Annotated in this window: 8 protein-coding genes; 4 read left to right on the forward strand and 4 right to left on the reverse strand. The window is 64.7% G+C overall.

Features of this window, described 5'->3' with window-relative positions:
* Positions 1-7 precede the first annotated feature (7 nt).
* From QRN41_RS05580 to QRN41_RS05590, 3 genes are read right to left on the reverse strand one after another with little or no spacing between them, the layout of a single operon-like run.
* On the reverse strand, positions 8-1624 hold the full coding sequence (locus QRN41_RS05580; RefSeq protein ID WP_285421293.1) for an acyl-CoA carboxylase subunit beta: 1617 nt from the start codon (positions 1622-1624) through the stop codon (positions 8-10).
* 4 nt (positions 1625-1628) lie between these two features.
* A complete protein-coding gene (locus QRN41_RS05585) occupies positions 1629-2501 on the reverse strand; it encodes an SDR family oxidoreductase (protein WP_285421294.1) in 873 nt (290 codons plus the stop codon).
* A 13-nt stretch (positions 2502-2514) separates the two neighbouring features.
* Positions 2515-4293, reverse strand: a complete 1779-nt coding sequence (locus QRN41_RS05590; protein ID WP_285421295.1) for an acyclic terpene utilization AtuA family protein — start codon at positions 4291-4293, stop codon at positions 2515-2517.
* Between the two features lie 152 nt (positions 4294-4445).
* Between QRN41_RS05590 and QRN41_RS05595 the strand changes: the two genes are divergently transcribed.
* Positions 4446-5072: a TetR/AcrR family transcriptional regulator gene (locus QRN41_RS05595; protein ID WP_034099426.1), complete on the forward strand. Its 627-nt coding sequence runs from the start codon at positions 4446-4448 to the stop codon at positions 5070-5072.
* Positions 5073-5165: 93 nt separating this feature from the next.
* Entirely contained in the window at positions 5166-5954 is a 789-nt protein-coding gene (locus tag QRN41_RS05600; RefSeq protein WP_094064919.1) for a substrate-binding periplasmic protein, read from the forward strand.
* A 9-nt stretch (positions 5955-5963) separates the two neighbouring features.
* Here the strand turns inward: QRN41_RS05600 and QRN41_RS05605 are convergent, their stop codons facing one another.
* Positions 5964-6515, reverse strand: a complete 552-nt coding sequence (locus tag QRN41_RS05605) for an RNA polymerase factor sigma-70 (RefSeq protein ID WP_034138813.1) — start codon at positions 6513-6515, stop codon at positions 5964-5966.
* Positions 6516-6817: 302 nt separating this feature from the next.
* On the opposite strand from QRN41_RS05605, the gene QRN41_RS05610 reads away from it, so the two are divergent.
* Entirely contained in the window at positions 6818-7570 is a 753-nt protein-coding gene (locus QRN41_RS05610; protein ID WP_094064918.1) for a thioesterase II family protein, read from the forward strand.
* Between the two features lie 52 nt (positions 7571-7622).
* Positions 7623-20519 carry a non-ribosomal peptide synthetase gene (locus tag QRN41_RS05615; protein ID WP_285421296.1) on the forward strand — a complete coding sequence of 4299 codons (12897 nt, stop codon included), beginning with the start codon at positions 7623-7625 and terminating at the stop codon, positions 20517-20519.
* Positions 20520-20644 lie beyond the last annotated feature (125 nt).

The following is a 20644-nucleotide window of genomic DNA, read 5'->3' on the forward strand; positions in this document are numbered from 1 at the left end:
TCTCCTGTTAGAAACGCGCCACACCGAAGCTGTTCGGCTGTAGCTGTCGAGCCTCGGCCTCATGGCAGATATCCAGCACAAACCCCAGCACGGTGCGGGTATCCCGTGGATCGATCAGGCCGTCATCCCACACATTGGCGCTGCCGTAGAGCGCGGTGGATTGGCTGTCGAGTTTCTGTGCGGTGACCTGCTCCAGCATGTCCAGCACCTTTGGGTCGGGCACCAGGCCGTCCTTCAACTGCTTGGCCTCGGTGACGATACGCAGCACCTTGCCCGCCTGCGCGCCCCCCATCACGGCGGTGCGGCTATTGGGCCAGGCGAAGATAAAGCGCGGGTCCAAGCCGCGACCGCACATTGCATAGTTGCCGGCGCCATAGGAACCGCCGACCACCACCGTGAGTTTAGGCACCCGTGCGTTGGCCACCGCCTGGATCATCTTCGCACCGTGCTTGATCACCCCTTGCTGCTCCGACTCGGTGCCGACCATAAACCCGGTGGTGTTGTGCAGAAACAGCAGCGCCGTGCGGCTCTGGTCGCACAGTTGGATAAACTGCGCGGCCTTGCTCGCGCCCTTGGGCGTAATCGGGCCGTTATTGCCGATCACTCCCACCGCGTGGCCGTGAATATGCAAGTGGCCGCACACCGTGTGCGGGTCGAACTCGCTTTTGAATTCGAGGAACTGCGAGCCGTCGGCCAGACGCGCGAGGATTTCGCGTACGTCGTAGGGTTTTTTGGCGTCAGCGGGGATCAGCCCGAGCAACTCGTCGATGGGGTACAGCGGCTCGGCGAAGGCACGCGGCGGCGTCGGCGGCAGCTGAGCGTTCCACGGCAACAGGCTGACGATCTCACGCACGATGCGCAGGCCGTCGGCATCGTTTTCCGCCAGGTATTCGGCGGTGCCGGCTACGTGCGCGTGCATCTGGGCACCGCCTAATTCCTCGTCCGTGGCCACTTCACCAGTGGCGGCCTTGAGCAGCGGCGGCCCGGCCAGGAACAGTTTGGCCTTGCCGCGCACCACCACCACGTAATCCGACAACCCAGGCTGGTAGGCGCCGCCGGCCGTGGCCGAGCCGTGCACCACGGTGATCTGCGGCAAGCCCATGGCCGACATGCGCGCCTGGTTGGCAAAGCTGCGTGCGCCTTCAACGAAAATCTCGGCGGCGTAGTTGAGGTTGGCGCCGCCGCTCTCGGCCAGGGTCACCACCGGCAGTTTGTTCTCCATGGCGATCTGTTGCAGGCGCAGGGATTTCTTCAAGCCCGAAGGGGAAATGGTGCCGCCCTTGATCGCACTGTTATTGGCCACCACCAGCACCCGCACACCGCTGACGTAACCGATGCCGGCGATCAAGCCACCGCCGGCGGCGCTACCGTCCTTGTCATCGTGCAGCTTGTAGCCGGCCAGGCTGGCCAGTTCCAGGAACGGCGCGCCTGGGTCCAGCAACGCACTGAGGCGCTCGCGCGGCAGCAACTGGCCACGCTGCTCGAACTTGGCCTTGGCTGCTTGAGCCTTGTCGAGCAGGGCATTTTCCAGCTGGCGCAGGTGCTCGATGCTGGCGAGCAGCGCTGCGCGGTTCTGGGCGAACGCCGGGCTGTGCGGGTCGATCTGGCTGATTATTGTCGGCATGGCGTCAGTCCTGCGCCTTGAGCACATCGGGCAGATACGCGCGGTGAAAACCATTGAACGGCGCGCTCGGCACGGCCGCTTTATGCAGCGGCCAGGCCCGGTTGCCAAGGCTGGCGGCGCCATCGATGCGCAGGGTGCTGCCGCTGATGAACGCGGCGGCGGGGCTGAGCATGAACACGATCGCCGCGCTGACTTCCGACTCGGTGCCGATGCGCTTGAGCGGCACATGTTCGCGCAAGGTGGGGATCACGGCCTTGAACGCGCCTTCGTAGGTGTCCATGCCGCTGGAGGCGATCCAACCCGGCGCCACGGCGTTAACCCGAACCCCGGCGTAACCCCATTCGAATGCGGCAGTCTTGGTGAAGTTATCCATACCGGCGCGCGCCGCCCCTGAGTGGCCCATGCCGGGCATGCCGCCCCACATGTCGGCCAGCATGTTGACGATGGCGCCGCCGTGGGTGCTCATGCACTGGTTGAACACCTCTCGTGCCATCAAAAAACCGCCGACCAGGTTGGTCCGCAGCACGGTTTCGAAGCCTTTCTGATTGATTGACGCCAAGGGCGAGGGGTACTGGCCGCCAGCGTTGTTGACCAAGCCGTGGATTGCGCCGTGTTCTGCAATGATTTGGCCGACCAGCGCTTTGACCGCCACTTCATCGCGAATATCGCAGGCGTAGCCATGGGCGCTGCCGCCGTCTTCGGCAATTTGCGCCGCGACCGCGTGGAGTTTTTCCGGCTTGCGCCCCACCAGGATCACGCGGGCACCGAGGGCCGCCAGTTCATGGGCGGTGCAACGGCCGATGCCGCTGCCGCCACCGGTGACCACCACGGTGTGCCCCTTGAACAGCTCGGCTTTGAAGATCGAGTCGAAGGCCACGGCCAGGCTCCTGTCAGTTGAGTTGATCGGCGATGTGCTGCGGCACGGCGATGGGGATTTCCAGCAGTTGCTGGGCGAAAGCCTTGCCCTGGGGGTCGATGCGCAGGCTGGCGATGCCGCCACCGCCCAGGGCGTTTTCCAGCAGGAAATTCAGGCTGTGACTGCCGGGCAAGTACCACCGCTCGACGCGACCATGCACGGGGTCGAGCACATGGCGCATCCAGTCGACGACCACTTCTGGGGTCAGCGTTTCGGCGATCCAGGGCAGGTACTCGGGCGCGCGGGCGATCACACCGATATTGCTGTGGTTGCCCTTGTCGCCGGCGCGCGCCACCGCCAGTTTCACCAGGGCGACGCTGGCGTCGGCGCGGCCTGTGGGTTTGGGTGGGTCGATCGGTGCCGCCGGTGTCACCAGTGCCTGGGCAGCGGGCAGGGCGCAGGTATGTCGTTCGCCCTGCCAGTGGATACTCAGGTCACAGGCCGATTTGTCGATCAGAAACGAAAACAGGCGGATCAGCGGGTATACCGTCGGCCGCCCGCCGACGATGCCGGTGAGCCCCGGCGCCATGCCGGTCGCCGCTTGGGCGATCTCGCGGGCGAACAGCACCAGCGCCTGTTTGCTTGGGTGGCGCACCGCCAGTTTGACCACTACTTCGCGGGTGTCATGGCGCTGCCCGTGGGGGCCGTAGGTCGCTTCGCTGCCCAGCAGTTCGATGTTCACGTCGGTGAAGGGCGCCCAGCCGAGCTGGCTGAACAACTCGGCGGTCTTGCCGATGATCGCCTGGCTGACCCGCTCGGCTTTGGCCACCGCGTCGATCCCGGCGATCAGGCAACTGGCGGTGCAGCGAAAACCATCCGGGTAGGTGGCGCTGACCTTGTAGCGGTCGGTCGGGGGCAAGCCTTTGGCGCCGTGCAGGCGCACCTGGTGCTTGCCTTGTTGCTGCAATTTGACCTGGCTGAAATCGCAGATCACATCCGGCAGCACATACGCGCGCGGGTCGCCGATTTCATACAGCAGTTGTTCGGCCACACTCAGTTCGCTGATCAAGCCACCGCTGCCGTCGACTTTGTTTACGGTGAACTGGCCGTCGGCGCTGACCTCAACGATGGGGAAACCGATATGTTCGTAATCGGGCACGTCGCGCCAGTCGGTGAAGTTGCCGCCGGTACACTGCGCGCCGCATTCGATGATGTGCCCGGCCAGGGCGGCCTGGGCGAGGCGGTCGTAATCGTGCCACGACCAGCCGAATTCATGCACCAGCGCCGCGCTGACCACGGCGCTGTCGACCACCCGACCGGTGATGACGATATCCGCTCCGAGGGCGAGGGCTTGGGCGATGCCCGGCGCGCCGAGGTAGGCGTTGGCCGATACGCATACCGGCGGCAGTGGCGTGCCGTCGAACATATCGGTGATGCCGTGCAGATTTTTCAGCTGGGGTTGCAGGTCATCGCCCAGCAGCACGGCGATTTTCAAGGGCACTTGGGCATGGTCGCAAGCCGCTTGCAGGGCGGCGGCGCAGGCCTGGGGGTGGATGCCGCCGGCGTTGCTGATCACCCGGATTCCCTGGCGCTGGAGATCGGCCAGCAACGGCGTGAGCACCTCGACGAAGTCCGTGGCGTAACCGGCCTTGGGATCCTTCATGCGCGCGCCGGCGAGGATCGACATCGTCACCTCCGCCAGGTAGTCGAACACCAGGTAGTCCAGGGCACCGCCGTGCACCAACTGCGCGGCGGCGGTGCAGGTGTCGCCCCAAAAGGCGCTGGCGCAGCCGATACGAACCGTCTTGCTCATGAGAAATCCTTCCTCGAATGGCTGTGGCCGAGACTACCAAGCAAGCGCTTGGTTTGTAAACGCCGTCGACAAGTTTTACCCAAGCGCTTGCTTGGGTGGCTGGCACGGCCTAAATTGCCGGCCAACACGTTCTGGCAGTAGAGGAGAGAAGCATGGATGAGCAAAAAGCCTTGCAGGTAATGCGCACCATGGTCGACGGCGGCCAATTGACCGACCCCGACAGTGCCCGGGGCAAGTTGCTGCAGACGGCGGCTCACCTGTTTCGCAACAAAGGTTTCGAGCGCACCACCGTGCGCGATCTGGCCGGCGCCGTGGGCATCCAGTCCGGCAGCATCTTTCATCACTTCAAGAGCAAGGACGAGATCCTGCGGGCCGTAATGGAAGAAACCATCCACTACAACACCGCGCTGATGCGTGCTTCGCTGCAAGCGGCGAGCAGCGTGCGCGAGCGCGTGCTGGCGCTGATCCGCTGCGAATTGCAGTCGATCATGGGCGGCAGCGGCGAAGCCATGGCGGTGCTGGTGTATGAATGGCGCTCGCTGTCGGCCGAGGGGCAGGCCCAGGTGCTGGCGTTGCGTGACGTGTATGAGCAGATTTGGTTGCAGGTGTTGAATGAAGCCAAAGCGGCGGGCTACATCCGCGGCGATGTATTTATCACCCGGCGCTTTCTGACCGGCGCGCTGTCCTGGACCACCACCTGGTTCCGTGCCGAGGGCGGCAGCCTGACTCTCGAACAACTGGCGGAAGAAGCATTGCTAATGGTTCTGAAAGAGGACTGAGGCGCAAGCTATTAATTTGCCGGTAGAAAGTTGTCTCCCCAGGCAAAAACGCCTAGCTTATTGCCATCAGAGTGATGAACGGTGTGTGCCTCGATGTTATCGCCATGGCGGTTGGCTGCAGGAGTTACTTTATGGGCACTGGGCACCGCCGCGTGGCTGCCTGCTTCAGCTGCGCAATTGGTGCGCATCGGCGCGGCGCATTTTCCGCCGTACACCGTGCGACCTGAGCAGGGGGCCGATACCGGGTTGCTGCCGCAGTTGGTGGAGGCGTTGAACGCCGAGCAGACCGAGTACCAGTTCGTGCTGGTGCCCACTTCGATTCCCCGGCGTTTCCGCGATTTCGACCAGGGCCGGGTCGACATGGCGATCTTCGAAAACCCCGACTGGGGCTGGCAGAAGATTCCCCATACCAGCGTCGATATGGGCTTGGAAGACGCGGAAATCTTTGTCGCTCAACGTGCGCCCGGACGCGACCAAAGCTATTTCGCTGACCTTGGCGGCAAGCGTCTGGCGGTGTTCAGCGGTTATCACTACGCCTTCGCCAACTTCGACCCCGACCCCAAGCTCATGGCCGAACGCTTCAACGCGACCTTGACCTATTCCCACGACAGCAACCTACTGATGGTCGCCCGCGGGCGCGCCGATATTGCGCTGGTGACCCGCTCTTACCTCAGCGATTTCATGGTACGCAATGCCGACACCGCCACGCAGTTCCTGGTCTCGGAGCGTATCGACCAGATCTACCACCACTACGCGCTGCTGCGTCCCAAAGCGCCGATCACAGGCCCAGCGTTTGCCGCGCTGCTCAAACGCCTGCGCGATAACGGCGAAATGCTGAAGATTTTCGAGCCTTACCGCATCGATGTGATGCCGGTGCCTTGATCGAGGGTTTTACACCCGCCGCGCAAACGTATCGCTGTGGCTGCCCGAGACCTTGCGGCAGTGCACCAGCGCGTCGCGAATCATAAAGTTCACCAGGGTCGGCGAGACGCCCAGCTCCTTGGCGATGTCCTTTTGTGGCACGCCATGCAAGCGATACATCTCGAACGCATAGCGGGTGCGCTGGGGCAGTTGGGTCAAGGCCTCGGCGATGGTTTCCAGGGTATTGAAATTGATGTGGGAGGTTTCCGGTGAAGCACCGTGAATCACCACATTCAAGCCTTCCTCTTCCGTACCGGAGTATTTCAGTTCAAGGGCCTGCTTGCGGTAGTGATCGATCGCCAGGTTGCGCACGATCTGGAACAGGTAACTGAGCTGGGCTTTGAACGAGGAGGTGATAGTCGGCGCCGATTGCAGGCGAAAGAACGCATCCTGAACGACGTCTTCGGCCCGCGAGCGGCAGCCGGTAATGCGTGCCGCGATCTTCACCAGAATCGTTCGATTGTCGACGAACGCCTGAAGAAGAGGTGAATCGCACCTGCCTGTGGTTACTGGTTCCGTCATGGAAATCACCTTGTCGCAAAAGAGGTTAGGGGAGGGCTTCCTTGCTGAGGCCTCCTACACATCGGGCAACAAATTAGGATGAATGATAATGATTGTCAAATGAGAAGACGAACTAATCTTATGCTTTTCACTTTGATGTGAAGTGCCTCACGCGCTGCCCCGGCGACTAATTATTTGCCGAGGCCGTCCGTTCTCATGGGTGACAGGTCCGTTCCCGCAGCGGCCAAGGATCAGCACCCGCAGGAGGACGAGATGGGTTTTTATCGTGCACACAGCGTGTCTCACATCGGAGCACTCCAGGGATGAGTGCAGCGACCCGATTGCGCCTGTATTGCCTGCCTTATTCCGGCGCCAGCGCCATGGTCTATGTGCGCTGGCGCCGTGCGTTGCCGGACTGGCTACAGGTCTGCCCGCTGGAATTGCCCGGTCGCGGCATGCGTATGGACGAGCCCTTGCAGCGCGACATCAAGGCCCTGGCGGCGCAGCTCGCGCAGGAAATCAGCCGCGACCTGCACACCCCCTACGCCTTGTTCGGCCACAGCCTGGGTGGCCTGCTGGCGTTTGAACTGGCCCACGCGCTGAACGCCCGCAATCTGCCGGCGCCGCTGGCGCTGTTCGTATCCGGGACTGCCGGGCCGGCCCGTCGGGACGTCAGTGAATACGCGGTTGAAAAGACTGATGAACAGCTGATCGCCCGTCTGCGCGAACTGCAGGGCACCGCCGAGGAGGCCCTGGCCAACCCCGAATTGATGCAGTTGATGCTGCCGATCCTGCGCGCCGATTTTCTGCTGTGCGGCAGTTTCAGCTATGGCGAGCGCCAGCCCCTGGGCATGCCGATCCATGTGTTCGGCGGCAAGCAGGACAGCGTGCGCGCCGACCAATTGCTCGACTGGCAATTGGAGGCCGCCAGCGGCTTTTCCCTAGACCTGTTCGACGGTCACCACTTCTTCATCGTGCAGCACGAAAGCGCGGTGCTGCGCTGTGTGCGGCGCTATGCCGAGGAACACCTCACGCGCTGGCGCAATGGCGCGCCGCGGCAACTGGCCGCTGGCTGAGCGCAGCCCATTTTTCCGATTTCCCCGTAAGCCGATTTCAGGCAGGAACCCCATGATGGACGCCTTCGAACTTCCCCGCACATTGGTCCAGTCCCTTCAACATCGCGCCGCGCACACCCCGGATCAGGTGGCGTTGCGTTTTCTCGCCGAGTCGGCCGAGCACAACGTGGTGCTCAGTTATCGCGAACTGGACCAACGCGCCCGCACCATCGCAGCAGCGTTGCAGGCGCAGGCGAGCTTGGGCGACCGCGCGGTGTTGTTGTTCCCCAGCGGCCCGGACTACGTCGCAGCGTTCTTTGGTTGCTTGTACGCCGGGGTGATCGCGGTGCCGGCCTATCCGCCGGAGTCCACGCGTCGCCATCATCAGGAGCGCCTGCTGTCGATCATCGGCGACGCCGAGCCGCGCCTGTTGCTGACTATCGCCAGTCTGAGCGACGGCCTGGCGCAACTCCACAACGCGCCGCCGGTGCTGAGCGTCGACACCCTTGACGCGCAGCTCGCCGAACAGTGGGTCGCGGTCGACCTGCAAGCTGACGATATCGCCTTTCTGCAATACACCTCCGGTTCCACCGCGTTGCCCAAAGGCGTGCAAGTCAGCCACGGCAACCTGGTGGCCAACGAAGTGCTGATCCGCCGTGGTTTTGGCATCGACCTCAACCCGGACGACGTGATCGTCAGCTGGCTGCCGCTGTACCACGACATGGGCTTGATCGGCGGCCTGCTGCAACCGATTTTCAGCGGCGTGCCGTGTGTGTTGATGTCGCCGGCGTACTTTCTCGGTCGGCCGTTGCGCTGGCTGGAAGCGATCAGTGAATACGGCGGCACCATCAGCGGCGGTCCGGACTTTGCCTATCGCTTGTGCAGTGAGCGGGTCAGCGAATCGGCCCTGGAGCGCCTCGACCTGAGCCGCTGGCGCGTGGCCTATTCCGGTTCCGAACCGATCCGCCTCGACACCTTGGAGCGCTTCGCCGACAAATTCGCGGTGTGCGGCTTCAGCCCCAACAACTTTTTCGCCTCCTACGGCCTGGCCGAAGCCACGCTGTTTGTGGCCGGCGGCCGTCGTGGCCAGGGTATCCCGGCGCTGCGGGTGGACGACGCGGCGCTGGCCGCCAACCGCGCCGAGCCAGGGCAGGGCAGTGCGATCATGAGCTGCGGCACGGCGCAGCCGGACCACGCGGTGTTGATCGTCGACCCCCACAGCCTGAGCGAACTGGCTGACAACCACGTCGGCGAACTCTGGGCCAGCGGGCCGAGCATCGCCCACGGCTACTGGCGTAACCCCGAAGCCACCGCCAAGACCTTTGTGTCGCACGCCGGGCGTACCTGGTTGCGCACCGGTGACCTGGGCTTTCGGCGCGACGGCGAGGTGTACATCACCGGTCGCCTGAAGGACCTGTTGATCGTGCGCGGCCACAACCTCTATCCCCAGGACATCGAGCAGACCATCGAGCGCGAAGTGGAAGTGGTGCGCAAGGGCCGGGTGGCGGCGTTCGCCGTCAGTGATCAGGGCCTGGAAGGTATCGGCATCGCCGCCGAAATCAGCCGCAGCGTGCAGAAAATCCTGCCGCCCGAAGCGTTGATCAAAGCGATTCGTCAAGCGGTGGCCGAGGCCTATCAAGAAGCGCCGTGTGTGGTGGTGCTGCTCAACCCCGGCGGTTTGCCCAAGACTTCCAGCGGCAAGGTGCAGCGCGCCGCCTGCGCACTGCGCCATGCCGATGGCAGTCTCGATTGTTATGCGCAATTCCCCGATCGGCAGGTGTTGGCCGTTGAGGCGAGCTTGGAATCCGAACTGCAGCGCCAGATCGCCGCGATCTGGTGCGAGCAACTGCAGGTCGCGAGCGTGGCAGCCGACGACCACTTTTTCTTGCTCGGCGGTAACTCCATCAGCGCCACCCAGGTGATTGCGCGCCTGCGTGAAAGCCTGGGCCTGGAGCTGAACCTGCGCCTGTTGTTCGAGGCGCCGACCCTGCAAGGTTTCGCCACACAGGTCGCGCACCTGCAACAGGACGGCGGGGTGGCTCAAGGGGCCATCCGCGCCTTGTCTGCTCACGACGAACGGCCTCAGTCCCTTGCGCAGAATCGCCTGTGGATCACCTGGCAACTCGACCCCCAGAGCAGCGCTTACACCATCCCCGGCGCCCTGCGCCTGCGCGGCGAACTGGATGAAGACGCGGTGCGCGCCAGCTTCGCGCAGTTGATCCAGCGCCACGACGCCCTGCGTACGCGCTTTTACGAGCGCGACGGCCAGGCCTATCAGCGCATCGACGCCGCAGTCACGTTCGACTTGCAACTGATCGACCTCAGCGATTTACCCGCCGCCGAGCGTGAAGCCCGCGCGCAGCAGATTCGCGAGGACGAAGCGCGCACCGTGTTCGATCTGGAGAAAGGTCCGCTGCTGTGGGTAACCCTGGTGCGCCTGGACGACGAAGACCACCAGTTGCTGGTGACGCTGCACCACATCATCGCCGATGGCTGGTCGTTGTCGATCCTGCTCGACGAGTTCGCGCGCCTGTATTCGGCCGCTGTTCAAGGCCAAACCCTGACGCTGCCAGCTTTGACCGTAAGCTACGCCGACTACGGCAGTTGGCAGCGCCAATGGCTGGCCGACGGTGAGGGCTCGCGTCAACTGGCGTACTGGCAGGCGCAACTGGGCGATGAGCACCCGGTACTGAGCCTGGCGACCGATCACCCGCGTGCGGCCCAGCACCGCCGCAGCGCATCGCGGCATAGCGTGCGCTTGAGCGCGAGTCTCAGCGAGGCGCTTCGCCAGACTGCCCAGGCCCATGAATCCACGCCGTTCATGTTGCTGCTCGCGGCCTTCCAGACCTTGCTCTACCGCTATAGCGGCCAGCGCGATATCCGTATCGGCGTGCCCAGCGCCAACCGCCCGCGCCAGGAAACCCAGGGGCTGGTGGGCTTCTTTATCAACACCTTGGTGCTAGGCGCCGAGCTGGATGGGCGCCTGCCGTTCAATGAGTTGCTGGCCGCTACCCGCCAAACCGCATTGGGCGCCCAGGCCCATCAGGACCTGCCGTTCGAACAACTGCTGGAAGCCTTCCCCCAGGCTCGCGAACAGGGGTTGTTCCAGGTGATGTTCAACCATCAGCAGCGGGACTTGAGCGCGCTGCGCCGCCTGCCGGGCATGCTCGCCGACGAGTTGCCATGGCACAGCCGCGAGGCCAAGTTCGACCTGCAACTGCACAGTGAAGAGGACCGCAACGGGCGCCTGAGTCTGTCGTTCGACTACGCCGACGAACTGTTCGAGGCGGCGACTATCCAGGGTCTGGCCGAACACTTTATCCACCTGCTGCACGGCGTGTGCGAACACCCGCACATGGCCCTCGGCGACCTTGCGCTGCTGCCGCACGATGAACAGCAGGCATGGAACGCCGCGCCCTGCGCACCGGCGCAACAATGGCTGCCCGAATCCCTCAACCAGCACACCTCGGACGCTACCGCGCTGGTGTGGGACGGCGGCAGCCTGAGCTTCGCCCAACTGCATACCCAGGCCAATCGCCTGGCCCATTACCTGCGCGACAAAGGCGTCGGCCCGGACGTGTGCGTGGCCATCGCCGCCGAGCGTTCGCCTCAGTTGCTGATCGGCCTGCTGGCGATCATCAAGGCCGGCGGCGCCTACGTGCCACTGGACCCGGACTACCCGGCCGAGCGCCTGGCCTACATGCTCAAGGACAGCGGCGTGCACCTGCTGCTGACCCAGACCGCACTGCTCGATCGCGTGCCGAGCGCCGAGGGCGTGTGCGTGATCGCGATGGACAGCCTGCACCTGGACAGCTGGCCGACCCAGCCGCCGGGCCTGCACCTGCACGGCGACAACCTCGCTTACGTGATCTACACCTCCGGCTCCACCGGCCAGCCCAAAGGCGTGGGCAACACCCACGGGGCTCTGGCCGAGCGCTTGCAATGGATGCAGGCCACCTATCGGCTCGACGCCAGCGATGTGCTGATGCAGAAGGCGCCGATCAGTTTTGACGTGTCGGTATGGGAGTGCTTCTGGCCGTTGATCAGCGGCTGCCGCCTGGTACTGGCCGGGCCCGGCGAACACCGTGACCCCCACCGCATCGCACAGTTGGTGCAGACCTACGGCGTGACCACGCTGCACTTTGTGCCGCCGCTGTTGCAGCTGTTTATCGACGAGCCGCTGGCCGCCGAATGCACCAGCCTGCGCCGCCTGTTTTCCGGTGGCGAAGCCTTGCCCGCCGAGCTGCGTAATCGCGTGTTGGCGCAGTTGCCGGCGGTGCAGTTGCATAACCGCTATGGGCCGACCGAAACCGCGATCAACGTCACCCATTGGCACTGCCAGGCCGAGGACGGCGAGCGCTCGCCGATTGGTCGGCCGCTGGGTAATGTGATCTGCCGCGTGCTCGACGAGCACCTCAACCCATTGCCCGCCGGAGTGCCGGGTGAGTTGTGCATCGCCGGCATCGGCCTGGCGCGCGGTTACCTGGGGCGTGCCGGGCTGACCGCCGAACGCTTCGTTGCCGACCCGTTGGGCGAAGCCGGCACGCGCCTGTATCGCACCGGCGACCGTGTGCGTTGGAGCCGCGACGGTGTGCTGGAATACCTCGGCCGCCTCGACCAGCAGGTCAAGCTGCGCGGGTTCCGCGTGGAGCCGGAAGAAATCGAAGCGCGCCTGCTGGCCCTGGACGGCGTCGCCCAGGCCGTGGTGTTGGTGCGCGACGGGCAATTGATCGGTTACTACACCGCGCACACCCCATTGGATGAACGCGATGTCAAAGCCGCCCTGGCCGCCGAGCTGCCGGAGTACATGGTGCCCGCGCAGGTGATACGCCTGGATGCCATGCCCCTGAGCCCCAGCGGCAAACTCGACCGTCGCGCGTTGCCTGAGCCGGTGTGGCACACCCGCGAACATGTGGAGCCCGCGACGCCGTTGCAGCAGCAGATCGCAGCGATCTGGCGCGAGGTGCTCGGGGTGCCGCAGGTGGGCCTGCGCGATGATTTCTTCGCCCTCGGCGGCCACTCCCTGCTGGCTACCCAGATCGTCTCCCGCACTCGCCAAGCCTGCGATGTCGAGCTGCCGTTGCGCACCCTGTTCGACGCCAGCGAGCTTGAAGCATTTGCCACACAGGTCGCGCTGATCCAGGCGGCCGGTCAGCGCAATCAGCACACCGCCATCGCCAGGGTCGACCGTCGCCAGCCGGTGCCGCTGTCCTATTCCCAGCAGCGCATGTGGTTCCTCTGGCAGATGGAACCGGACAGCCCGGCCTATAACGTCGGCGGTATGGCGCGCTTGCGCGGGGTGCTGGATGTGGGGCGTTTCGAAGCCGCATTGCAGGCCTTGATCATGCGTCACGAAACCCTGCGCACCACGTTCCCCAGCGTCGACGGCGTGGCCTGTCAGCAGGTCTCGGCGCAGACCGGCGTGCGCATGGACTGGCAGGACCTGTCCGCCCTCGCTGCTGCCGAGCGCCAGCAGCGCCTGCAGCAGTTGGCCGATCACGAAGCCCATACGCCGTTCAACCTGGAAACCGGGCCGTTGCTGCGTGCGTGCCTGGTCAAGGCCGGCGAGCAGGAGCATTACCTGGTGCTGACCTTGCACCACATCGTCACCGAAGGCTGGGCCATGGACATTTTTGCCCGTGAACTCAGTGCGCTGTACGAAGCGTTTATCGACGAGCGCGAGTCGCCGCTGGCACCGCTGCCGGTGCAGTACCTGGACTACAGCGTGTGGCAACGCCAATGGCTGGAGAGCGGCGAGGGTCAGCGCCAATTGGATTATTGGACCGCGCAACTGGGCAGCGAACACCCCTTGCTGGAACTGCCCGCCGACCGTCCGCGGCCGCCGGTGCAAAGCCATCGGGGCGAGCTGTATCGCTTCGACCTCAGCGACGAACTGGCCGCGCGGGTGCGGGCGTTCAATGCCGAGCGCGGCTTGACGCTGTTCATGACCATGACCGCGACCCTGGCGGTGCTGCTCTACCGCTACAGCGGCCAGACCGACCTGCGCATCGGCGCCCCCGTGGCCAACCGCATCCGCCCGGAAAGCGAGGGGCTGATCGGCGCGTTCCTCAACACCCAGGTGCTGCGTTGCCAGCTCGATGGGCAGATGAATGTCCACGAATTGTTCGAGCACGTTCGTCACACCGTGATCGAAGGCCAGTCCCATCAGGACCTGCCGTTCGACCACTTGGTCGAAGCTTTGCAACCGCCGCGCAGTGCAGCGTACAACCCGCTGTTCCAGGTGATGTGCAACGTGCAGCGTTGGGAATTCCAACAGCGCCGCCAACTGGCCGGCATGACCGTCGAGTACCTGGCCAACGATGCGCGCGCCACCAAGTTCGACCTCAACCTGGAAGTCACCGACCTCGACCATCGCCTGGGTTGCTGCCTGACCTACAGCACCGATCTGTTCGACGAACCGCGCATCACGCGCATGGCCGAGCATTGGCGCAACCTGCTCGAAGCACTGATCGCCGACCCGCACCAGCGCTTGAGCGAATTGCCGTTGCTGAGCGCCGCTGAACAACGCCAGTTACAGCGCAGCCTGGGCGCCGAGCCCGGTGTGCATCGCCTGGACCAATGCCTGCATCCGCTGTTCAGCCAACAGGCACTACAACGTGGCGACGCCCCGGCGCTGACCTTTGCCGGTGAAACCCTCAGCTACCGCGAGCTGGAAGCGCGCGCCAACCGCCTGGCCTGGATGCTGCGCGAGCGTGGCGTGGGCCCCCAAGTGCGGGTCGGCCTGGCACTGCCCCGGTCCTTGGAGATGGTGGTTGGCCTGCTGGCGATCCTCAAGGCCGGCGGCGCCTATGTGCCGCTGGACCCGGAATACCCCCTCGATCGCCTGCACTACATGATCGACGACAGCGGCATCGGCCTGCTGCTCAGCGATGCGGCGATGTTCGAAGCCCTCGGCGAACTGCCGGCCACGGTAGCCTGCTGGTGCCTGGAGGATGACCTGCCGGTGCTGGGCCATTACCCGGCCGAGGCGCCGCCGTGCATCAACCTGGCGCAGCATCAGGCTTATCTGATCTACACCTCCGGCTCCACCGGCAAGCCCAAAGGCGTGGTGGTGTCCCACGGTGAAATCGCCATGCACTGCCAGGCGGTGATCGAGCGTTTCGGCATGCGCGCCGACGATTGCGAATTGCACTTCTATTCGATCAACTTCGACGCCGCCACCGAGCGTTTGCTGGTGCCGTTGCTCAGCGGCGCACACGTGGTGCTGCGGGCTGAGGGGCAATGGGATGCCGAGCAGATCTGTGGGTTGATACGCGACCATGGCGTCACGGTGCTGGGCTTTACCCCGAGCTACGGCAGCCAGTTGGCGCAATGGCTTGCGACCCAGCGGCAGACATTGCCGGTGCGCATGTGCATCACTGGCGGCGAAGCCCTGACCGGCGAACACTTGCAGCGTATCCGTGGGGCGTTCCAGCCCGCGCTGTTTTTCAACGCCTACGGCCCCACCGAAACCGTGGTGATGCCCCTGGCCAGCCTGGCGCCGCCGCAGTGGGAGGAGGGCGCTGGCAGCGTGCCGATCGGCAGCATTGTCGGTGAGCGCGTGGCGTACATTCTGGATGCCGATCTGGCCCTAGTGCCCCAGGGCGCGAGCGGCGAGTTGTACATTGGCGGGGCCGGTCTGGCCCAGGGTTACCATCAACGTCCGGGCATGACCGCCGAGCGCTTTGTGGCCGACCCGTTTGCCGCCGATGGCGGGCGTCTGTACCGCACCGGTGACCTGGTGCGCCAGCGCGCCGATGGCCTGGTGGAGTACCTGGGGCGAATCGACCATCAGGTGAAGATTCGCGGTTTCCGCATCGAGCTGGGGGAAATCGAAACCCGTCTGTTGGAACACAGCCAGGTGCGCGAAGCGGTGGTGCTGGCGCTGGATGCGCCGAGCGGCAAACAACTGGTGGCGTACCTGGTCAGCGACGCCGAGCACGGCCCTCTGCGCGAGGCCCTCAAAGCCCACCTGAAGGCGCAACTGCCGGACTACATGGTGCCCGCGCATCTGATCGTGCTCGACAGCATGCCGCTGACTGCCAACGGCAAGCTCGACCGCCGTGCGTTACCGCAACCCGACCCGGAGGCCAACCGCCAACATTACGTGGCGCCAGGCAACGCCCTTGAAAGCAGCCTGGCCGCGATCTGGTGCGCCGTGTTGAATGTGCAGCAAGTGGGCCTGGACGATAACTTCTTTGAACTGGGCGGCGATTCGATCCTGTCGATCCAAGTGGTGAGCCGCGCACGCCAGGCCGGGATTCATTTCAGCCCGCGTGACCTGTTCCAGCACCAGACCGTGAGGGCCTTGGCCGCCGTGGCCACGCGCACCGAGCACATTCGCGCCGAGCAAGGCGTGCTCACCGGCCGTTCGGGGCTGACGCCGATCCAACAGTGGTTCTTCGAAACGCCGATGCCCAACCGTCAGCACTGGAACCAGGCGCTGCTGCTCAAGCCGCTACAACTGCTCGACCCGCACCGTCTGGAGCAAGCGTTGCTGGCGGTGCTGGAACAGCACGATGCGCTGCGCCTGAGTTTTAGCAGGCGCGACGCCCAGTGGCACGCCGAACACCTGGGCGTGCCCCGCGGCGGCGTGCTGATGCTGGCCCAGGTACGCGACATGGCGCAGTGCACCGCGCTGTTCAACGACACCCAGCGCAGCCTCGACCTGCAACACGGCCCGCTGCTGCGCGCGCTGCTGGTGGACGGGCCCGAGGGCCAGCAACGCCTGCTGATCGCGATCCATCACCTGGTGGTGGACGGCGTGTCGTGGCGTGTGCTGCTCGAAGATTTGCAAACGGTGTACCGCCAGTTGAGCGCCGGCCAGTCCGTCAGCCTGCCGGCCAAGACCAGCGCGCTGCGTGACTGGGCCGCGCGCCTGCAGGCGTATGCCGGCAGCGAATCCCTGCGCGAAGAACTGGCCGTATGGCAAGCGCAGTTGGCCGGGCCTGACGTGGCGTTGCCGGTGGACCGTGCCCATGGCGCGCTGCGCAATCGCGATGCCGACAGCGTCAGCGTGCGCCTGGACGCCGAGCGCACCCGCCAGTTGCTGCAACAGGCGCCCAGCGCATACCGCACCCAGGTCAATGACCTGCTGCTGGCCGCCCTGGCCCGCGTACTGTGCCGCTGGAGCGGCCACGCCTCGGCGTTGATCCAATTGGAAGGCCACGGCCGCGAACCGCTGTTCGACGATATCGACCTGACCCGTAGCGTCGGCTGGTTCACCAGCGCGTACCCGCTGCGCCTCACGCCCCAAGACGGGCAGGGCGATTCGATCAAGGCGATCAAGGAACAGCTGCGCGCGGTGCCCCACAAGGGCCTGGGTTATGGCGTGCTGCGCTACCTGGCGGACGCCGGTTGCAAGCAGCAGATGGCGGCGCTGCCGAGCGCCGAAATCACCTTCAATTACCTTGGCCAGTTCGACCAGAGCTTCGGCGCCGATGCGCTGTTCCATCCGCTGGATGAGCCGGCCGGCCAGGCCCATGACCCGGACGCGCCGCTGCCCAATGCTTTGAGCGTGGACAGCCAGGTCTACGGCGGTCAATTGCTGCTGCGCTGGACCTTCAGCCGCGAACGCTATGATGCGCGCACCATCGGCGCATTGGCCGAGGCTTACCTGGCCGAGTTGCACAGCCTGATCGAACACTGCCTCAGCGACCAGGCCGGTGGCCTGACACCGTCGGACTTCCCTCTGGCGCGCCTGACCCAGGCACAACTGGACAGCCTGCCGGTGCCCGCCCATGTGATCGAAGATGTCTACCCGCTGACCCCAATGCAGGAAGGTCTGCTGCTGCACACCTTGTTGGAACCGGGTACCGGCCTGTACTACATGCAGGACCGCTACCGCATCAACAGCGAGCTGGACCCCGAGCGTTTCGCCCAGGCCTGGCAAGCGGTGATCGCCCGTCACGAAGCCTTGCGCGCGTCGTTCTGCTGGAACGTCGGCGAAGACATGCTGCAAGTGATTCACGCACCGGGTAGCACCCCCATCGAGTACCTGGACTGGCGCCACGCGCCGGAGGCCGAGCATGAGCCGCGCCTGCAAGCGCTGCTCAAGGCCGAGCGCGAGGCCGGTTTCGATCTGCTCAACCAGGCTCCGTTCCACCTGCGGCTGATTCGCGTGGGCGAAGCGCGCTACTGGTTCATGATGAGCAACCACCACATCCTGATTGATGCCTGGTGCCGTTCGTTGCTGATGAACGACTTCTTCGAAATCTACCTGGCGCTGGGTGAAGGCCGCGATGCGCAACTGGCCACGCCGCCACGCTATCGCGACTACATCGCCTGGCTGCAACGCCGCAACCTGAGCGAAGCGCGCCAGTGGTGGCAACAGAACCTGAAAGGCTTCGAACGCACCACGCCGATCCCCAGCGACCGCCCATTCCTGCGCGAACACGCCGGCCACAGCGGCGGCATGGTGGTGGGCGACTGCTACACCCGCCTCGATGCGCACGACGGCGCACAGCTGCGTGAATTGGCCCAGGCCCATCAACTGACCGTCAACACTTTCGCCCAGGCGGCCTGGGCGCTGGTGCTGCGTCGGGTGAGCGGAGACCGTGACGTGGTGTTTGGCGTGACCGTGGCCGGTCGTCCGGTGGACATGCCCGAGATGCAACACACGGTCGGTCTGTTTATCAACAGCATCGCCCTGCGGGTGCAACTGCCCGAGGACGGCCAGCCCTGCAGCGTGCGGCAGTGGTTGAACGGCCTGCTCGACAGCAATATGCAATTGCGCGAGTACGAATACCTGCCGCTGGTGACCATCCAGGAACACAGCGAACTGCCCAAGGGCCAGCCGTTGTTCGACAGCCTGTTCGTGTTCGAAAACGCCCCGGTGGACACCACGGTGCTGGACCGCGCCCACAGCCTGAACGCCACCTCGGATTCCGGTCGCACCCACACCAATTTCCCGCTGACGGCCGTGTGCTATCCGGGCGACGACCTGGGCTTGCACCTGTCCTACGACCAACGCTATTTCGACGAAAGCACCGTGCAAGGCTTGCTCGCCGAGTTCAAACGCCTGCTGCTGGCGCTGGTGCAGGGCTTCCATGGCGACATGGCCGACTTGCCGCTGATGGGCGAACAGGAGCGCGATTTCCTGGTGCACGGCTGCAACCAGAGCGAACACGCCTACCCGCTGGAGCGCAGCTATGTGGAGCTGTTCGAAGCCCAGGTAGCCGCGCATCCACAGCGTATCGCCGCCAGTTGCCTGGACCGGCACTGGAGTTACGAGGAACTGAATCGCCGCAGCAATGGCCTGGGGCACGCACTCATCGCGGCGGGTGTCGGCCTGGATCAACCGGTGGCGTTGCTGGCCGAGCGCGACTTGGAACTGCTGGGCATGATCATCGGCAGCTTCAAGGCCGGGGCCGGCTACTTGCCCCTGGACCCGGGCTTGCCGAGCCAGCGTCTGCGCCGCCTTATCGAGCTGAGCCGTACGCCGCTGCTGGTGTGCAGCGAGGCGTGTCGGGAACAGGCCATCGCGTTGTTGGACGGTGTCGACTGCCAGTTGCTGGTATGGGACGAAGTGCCGGCCCGTGGTGAGAACCCGGGTATCTACAGTGGCCCGGACAACCTCGCCTATGTGATCTACACCTCCGGCTCCACCGGCCTGCCCAAAGGCGTGATGGTGCAACAGCGCGGCATGCTTAATAACCAGTTGAGCAAAGTGCCGTACCTGGACCTGACCGCAGCGGATGTGATCGCGCAAACCGCCTCCCAGAGTTTCGATATTTCCGTGTGGCAATTCCTCGCCGCGCCGTTGTTTGGCGCGCGGGTGGACATCGTGCCGAACAGCATCGCCCACGACCCGCAAGGTTTGCTGGCCCATGTGCAGGCCCAGGGCATCAGCGTGCTGGAGAGCGTGCCGTCGCTGATTCAGGGCATGCTCGCCCAGGAGCGCCTGCACCTGGACGGCCTGCGCTGGATGCTGCCGACCGGCGAGGCGATGCCGCCTGAACTGGCGCACCAGTGGCTGCAACGCTACCCCGAGATCGGCCTGGTGAATGCGTACGGCCCGGCGGAATGTTCCGATGACGTGGCGTTCTTCCGCGTCGACCTGGCTTCGACCCGTGGCACTTATCTGCCGATTGGCACACCCACCGACAACAACCGCCTGTACCTGCTCGATGGCGCACTGGAGTTGGTGCCCCAAGGCGCCGTCGGCGAGTTGTGCGTGGCGGGCACTGGGGTCGGGCGCGGCTATGTTGGCGACCCGTTGCGTACTGCGCCGGTCTTCGTGCCCGACCCGTTTGGCGCGCCGGGCGAACGCCTGTACCGCACCGGCGACCTGGCGCGGCGGCGCAGCGATGGGGTGTTGGAATATGTCGGTCGGATCGACCATCAGGTGAAGATTCGCGGCTACCGGATTGAGCTGGGGGAAATCGAAGCGCGTCTGCACGAACAAGCCGACCTGCGCGACGCCGCCGTCGGCGTGCAGGACGGCGTCAACGGCAAGCACTTGGTGGGCTACCTGGTGGCGGCCGATGGCGCGCTCAACCCCAGCGAGCGCCTGGACCGTATCAAACAGCGCCTACGCGCCGAACTGCCGGAGTACATGGTGCCGCTGCATTGGCTATGGCTTGAACGCCTGCCGCTCAACGCCAACGGCAAACTCGACCGCAACGCCCTACCGGCCCTGGAGATCGGCCAGTTGCACCGCCAGGATTACCTGGCGCCACGCAACGAACTGGAAACCACCCTGGCCGTCATCTGGGCCGAAGTGCTCAAAGTCGAGCGGGTCGGTGTGCAGGACAACTTCTTCGAGCTGGGCGGGCATTCGCTGCTGGCCACACAGATTGCGTCGCGCGTGCAGAAAACCCTGCAACGGGACGTACCGCTGCGCGCGATGTTCGAGTGCAGCAGCGTGGCGGAACTGGCCGAGTACATCGACGGGCTGGCGGGCAGTGAGATCAGCGTGGAGAAGGTGGATCGCTTGAGTGATTTGATGGCGGAGTTGGAAGGGCTCTGATCTGCGATGGTCTTAACATTTACTCAAGTCCTGAAGGCCGACACATAACTCTGTGGTATGAGCAGGCTTGCCCTGCGCCGGGCTGCGAAGCAGCCCACTCACCATAAAAGCTTCACTTTCTCAGG

Origin of the sequence: Pseudomonas sp. efr-133-TYG-23, assembly GCF_030209215.1 — a bacterium.
GTDB lineage: Bacteria > Pseudomonadota > Gammaproteobacteria > Pseudomonadales > Pseudomonadaceae > Aquipseudomonas > Aquipseudomonas rhodesiae.

Bases quoted from the DNA above. Each gene is read 5' to 3' on its own strand.
- QRN41_RS05580 (WP_285421293.1), bottom strand. From the start codon at position 1,624: ATGCCGACAATAATCAGCCAGATCGACCCGCACAGCCCGGCGTTCGCC.
- QRN41_RS05590 (WP_285421295.1), bottom strand. From the start codon at position 4,293: ATGAGCAAGACGGTTCGTATCGGCTGCGCCAGCGCCTTTTGGGGCGAC.
- QRN41_RS05595 (WP_034099426.1), top strand. From the start codon at position 4,446: ATGGATGAGCAAAAAGCCTTGCAGGTAATGCGCACCATGGTCGACGGC.
- QRN41_RS05600 (WP_094064919.1), top strand. From the start codon at position 5,166: ATGTTATCGCCATGGCGGTTGGCTGCAGGAGTTACTTTATGGGCACTG.
- QRN41_RS05605 (WP_034138813.1), bottom strand. From the start codon at position 6,515: ATGACGGAACCAGTAACCACAGGCAGGTGCGATTCACCTCTTCTTCAG.
- QRN41_RS05610 (WP_094064918.1), top strand. From the start codon at position 6,818: ATGAGTGCAGCGACCCGATTGCGCCTGTATTGCCTGCCTTATTCCGGC.
- QRN41_RS05615 (WP_285421296.1), top strand. From the start codon at position 7,623: ATGATGGACGCCTTCGAACTTCCCCGCACATTGGTCCAGTCCCTTCAA.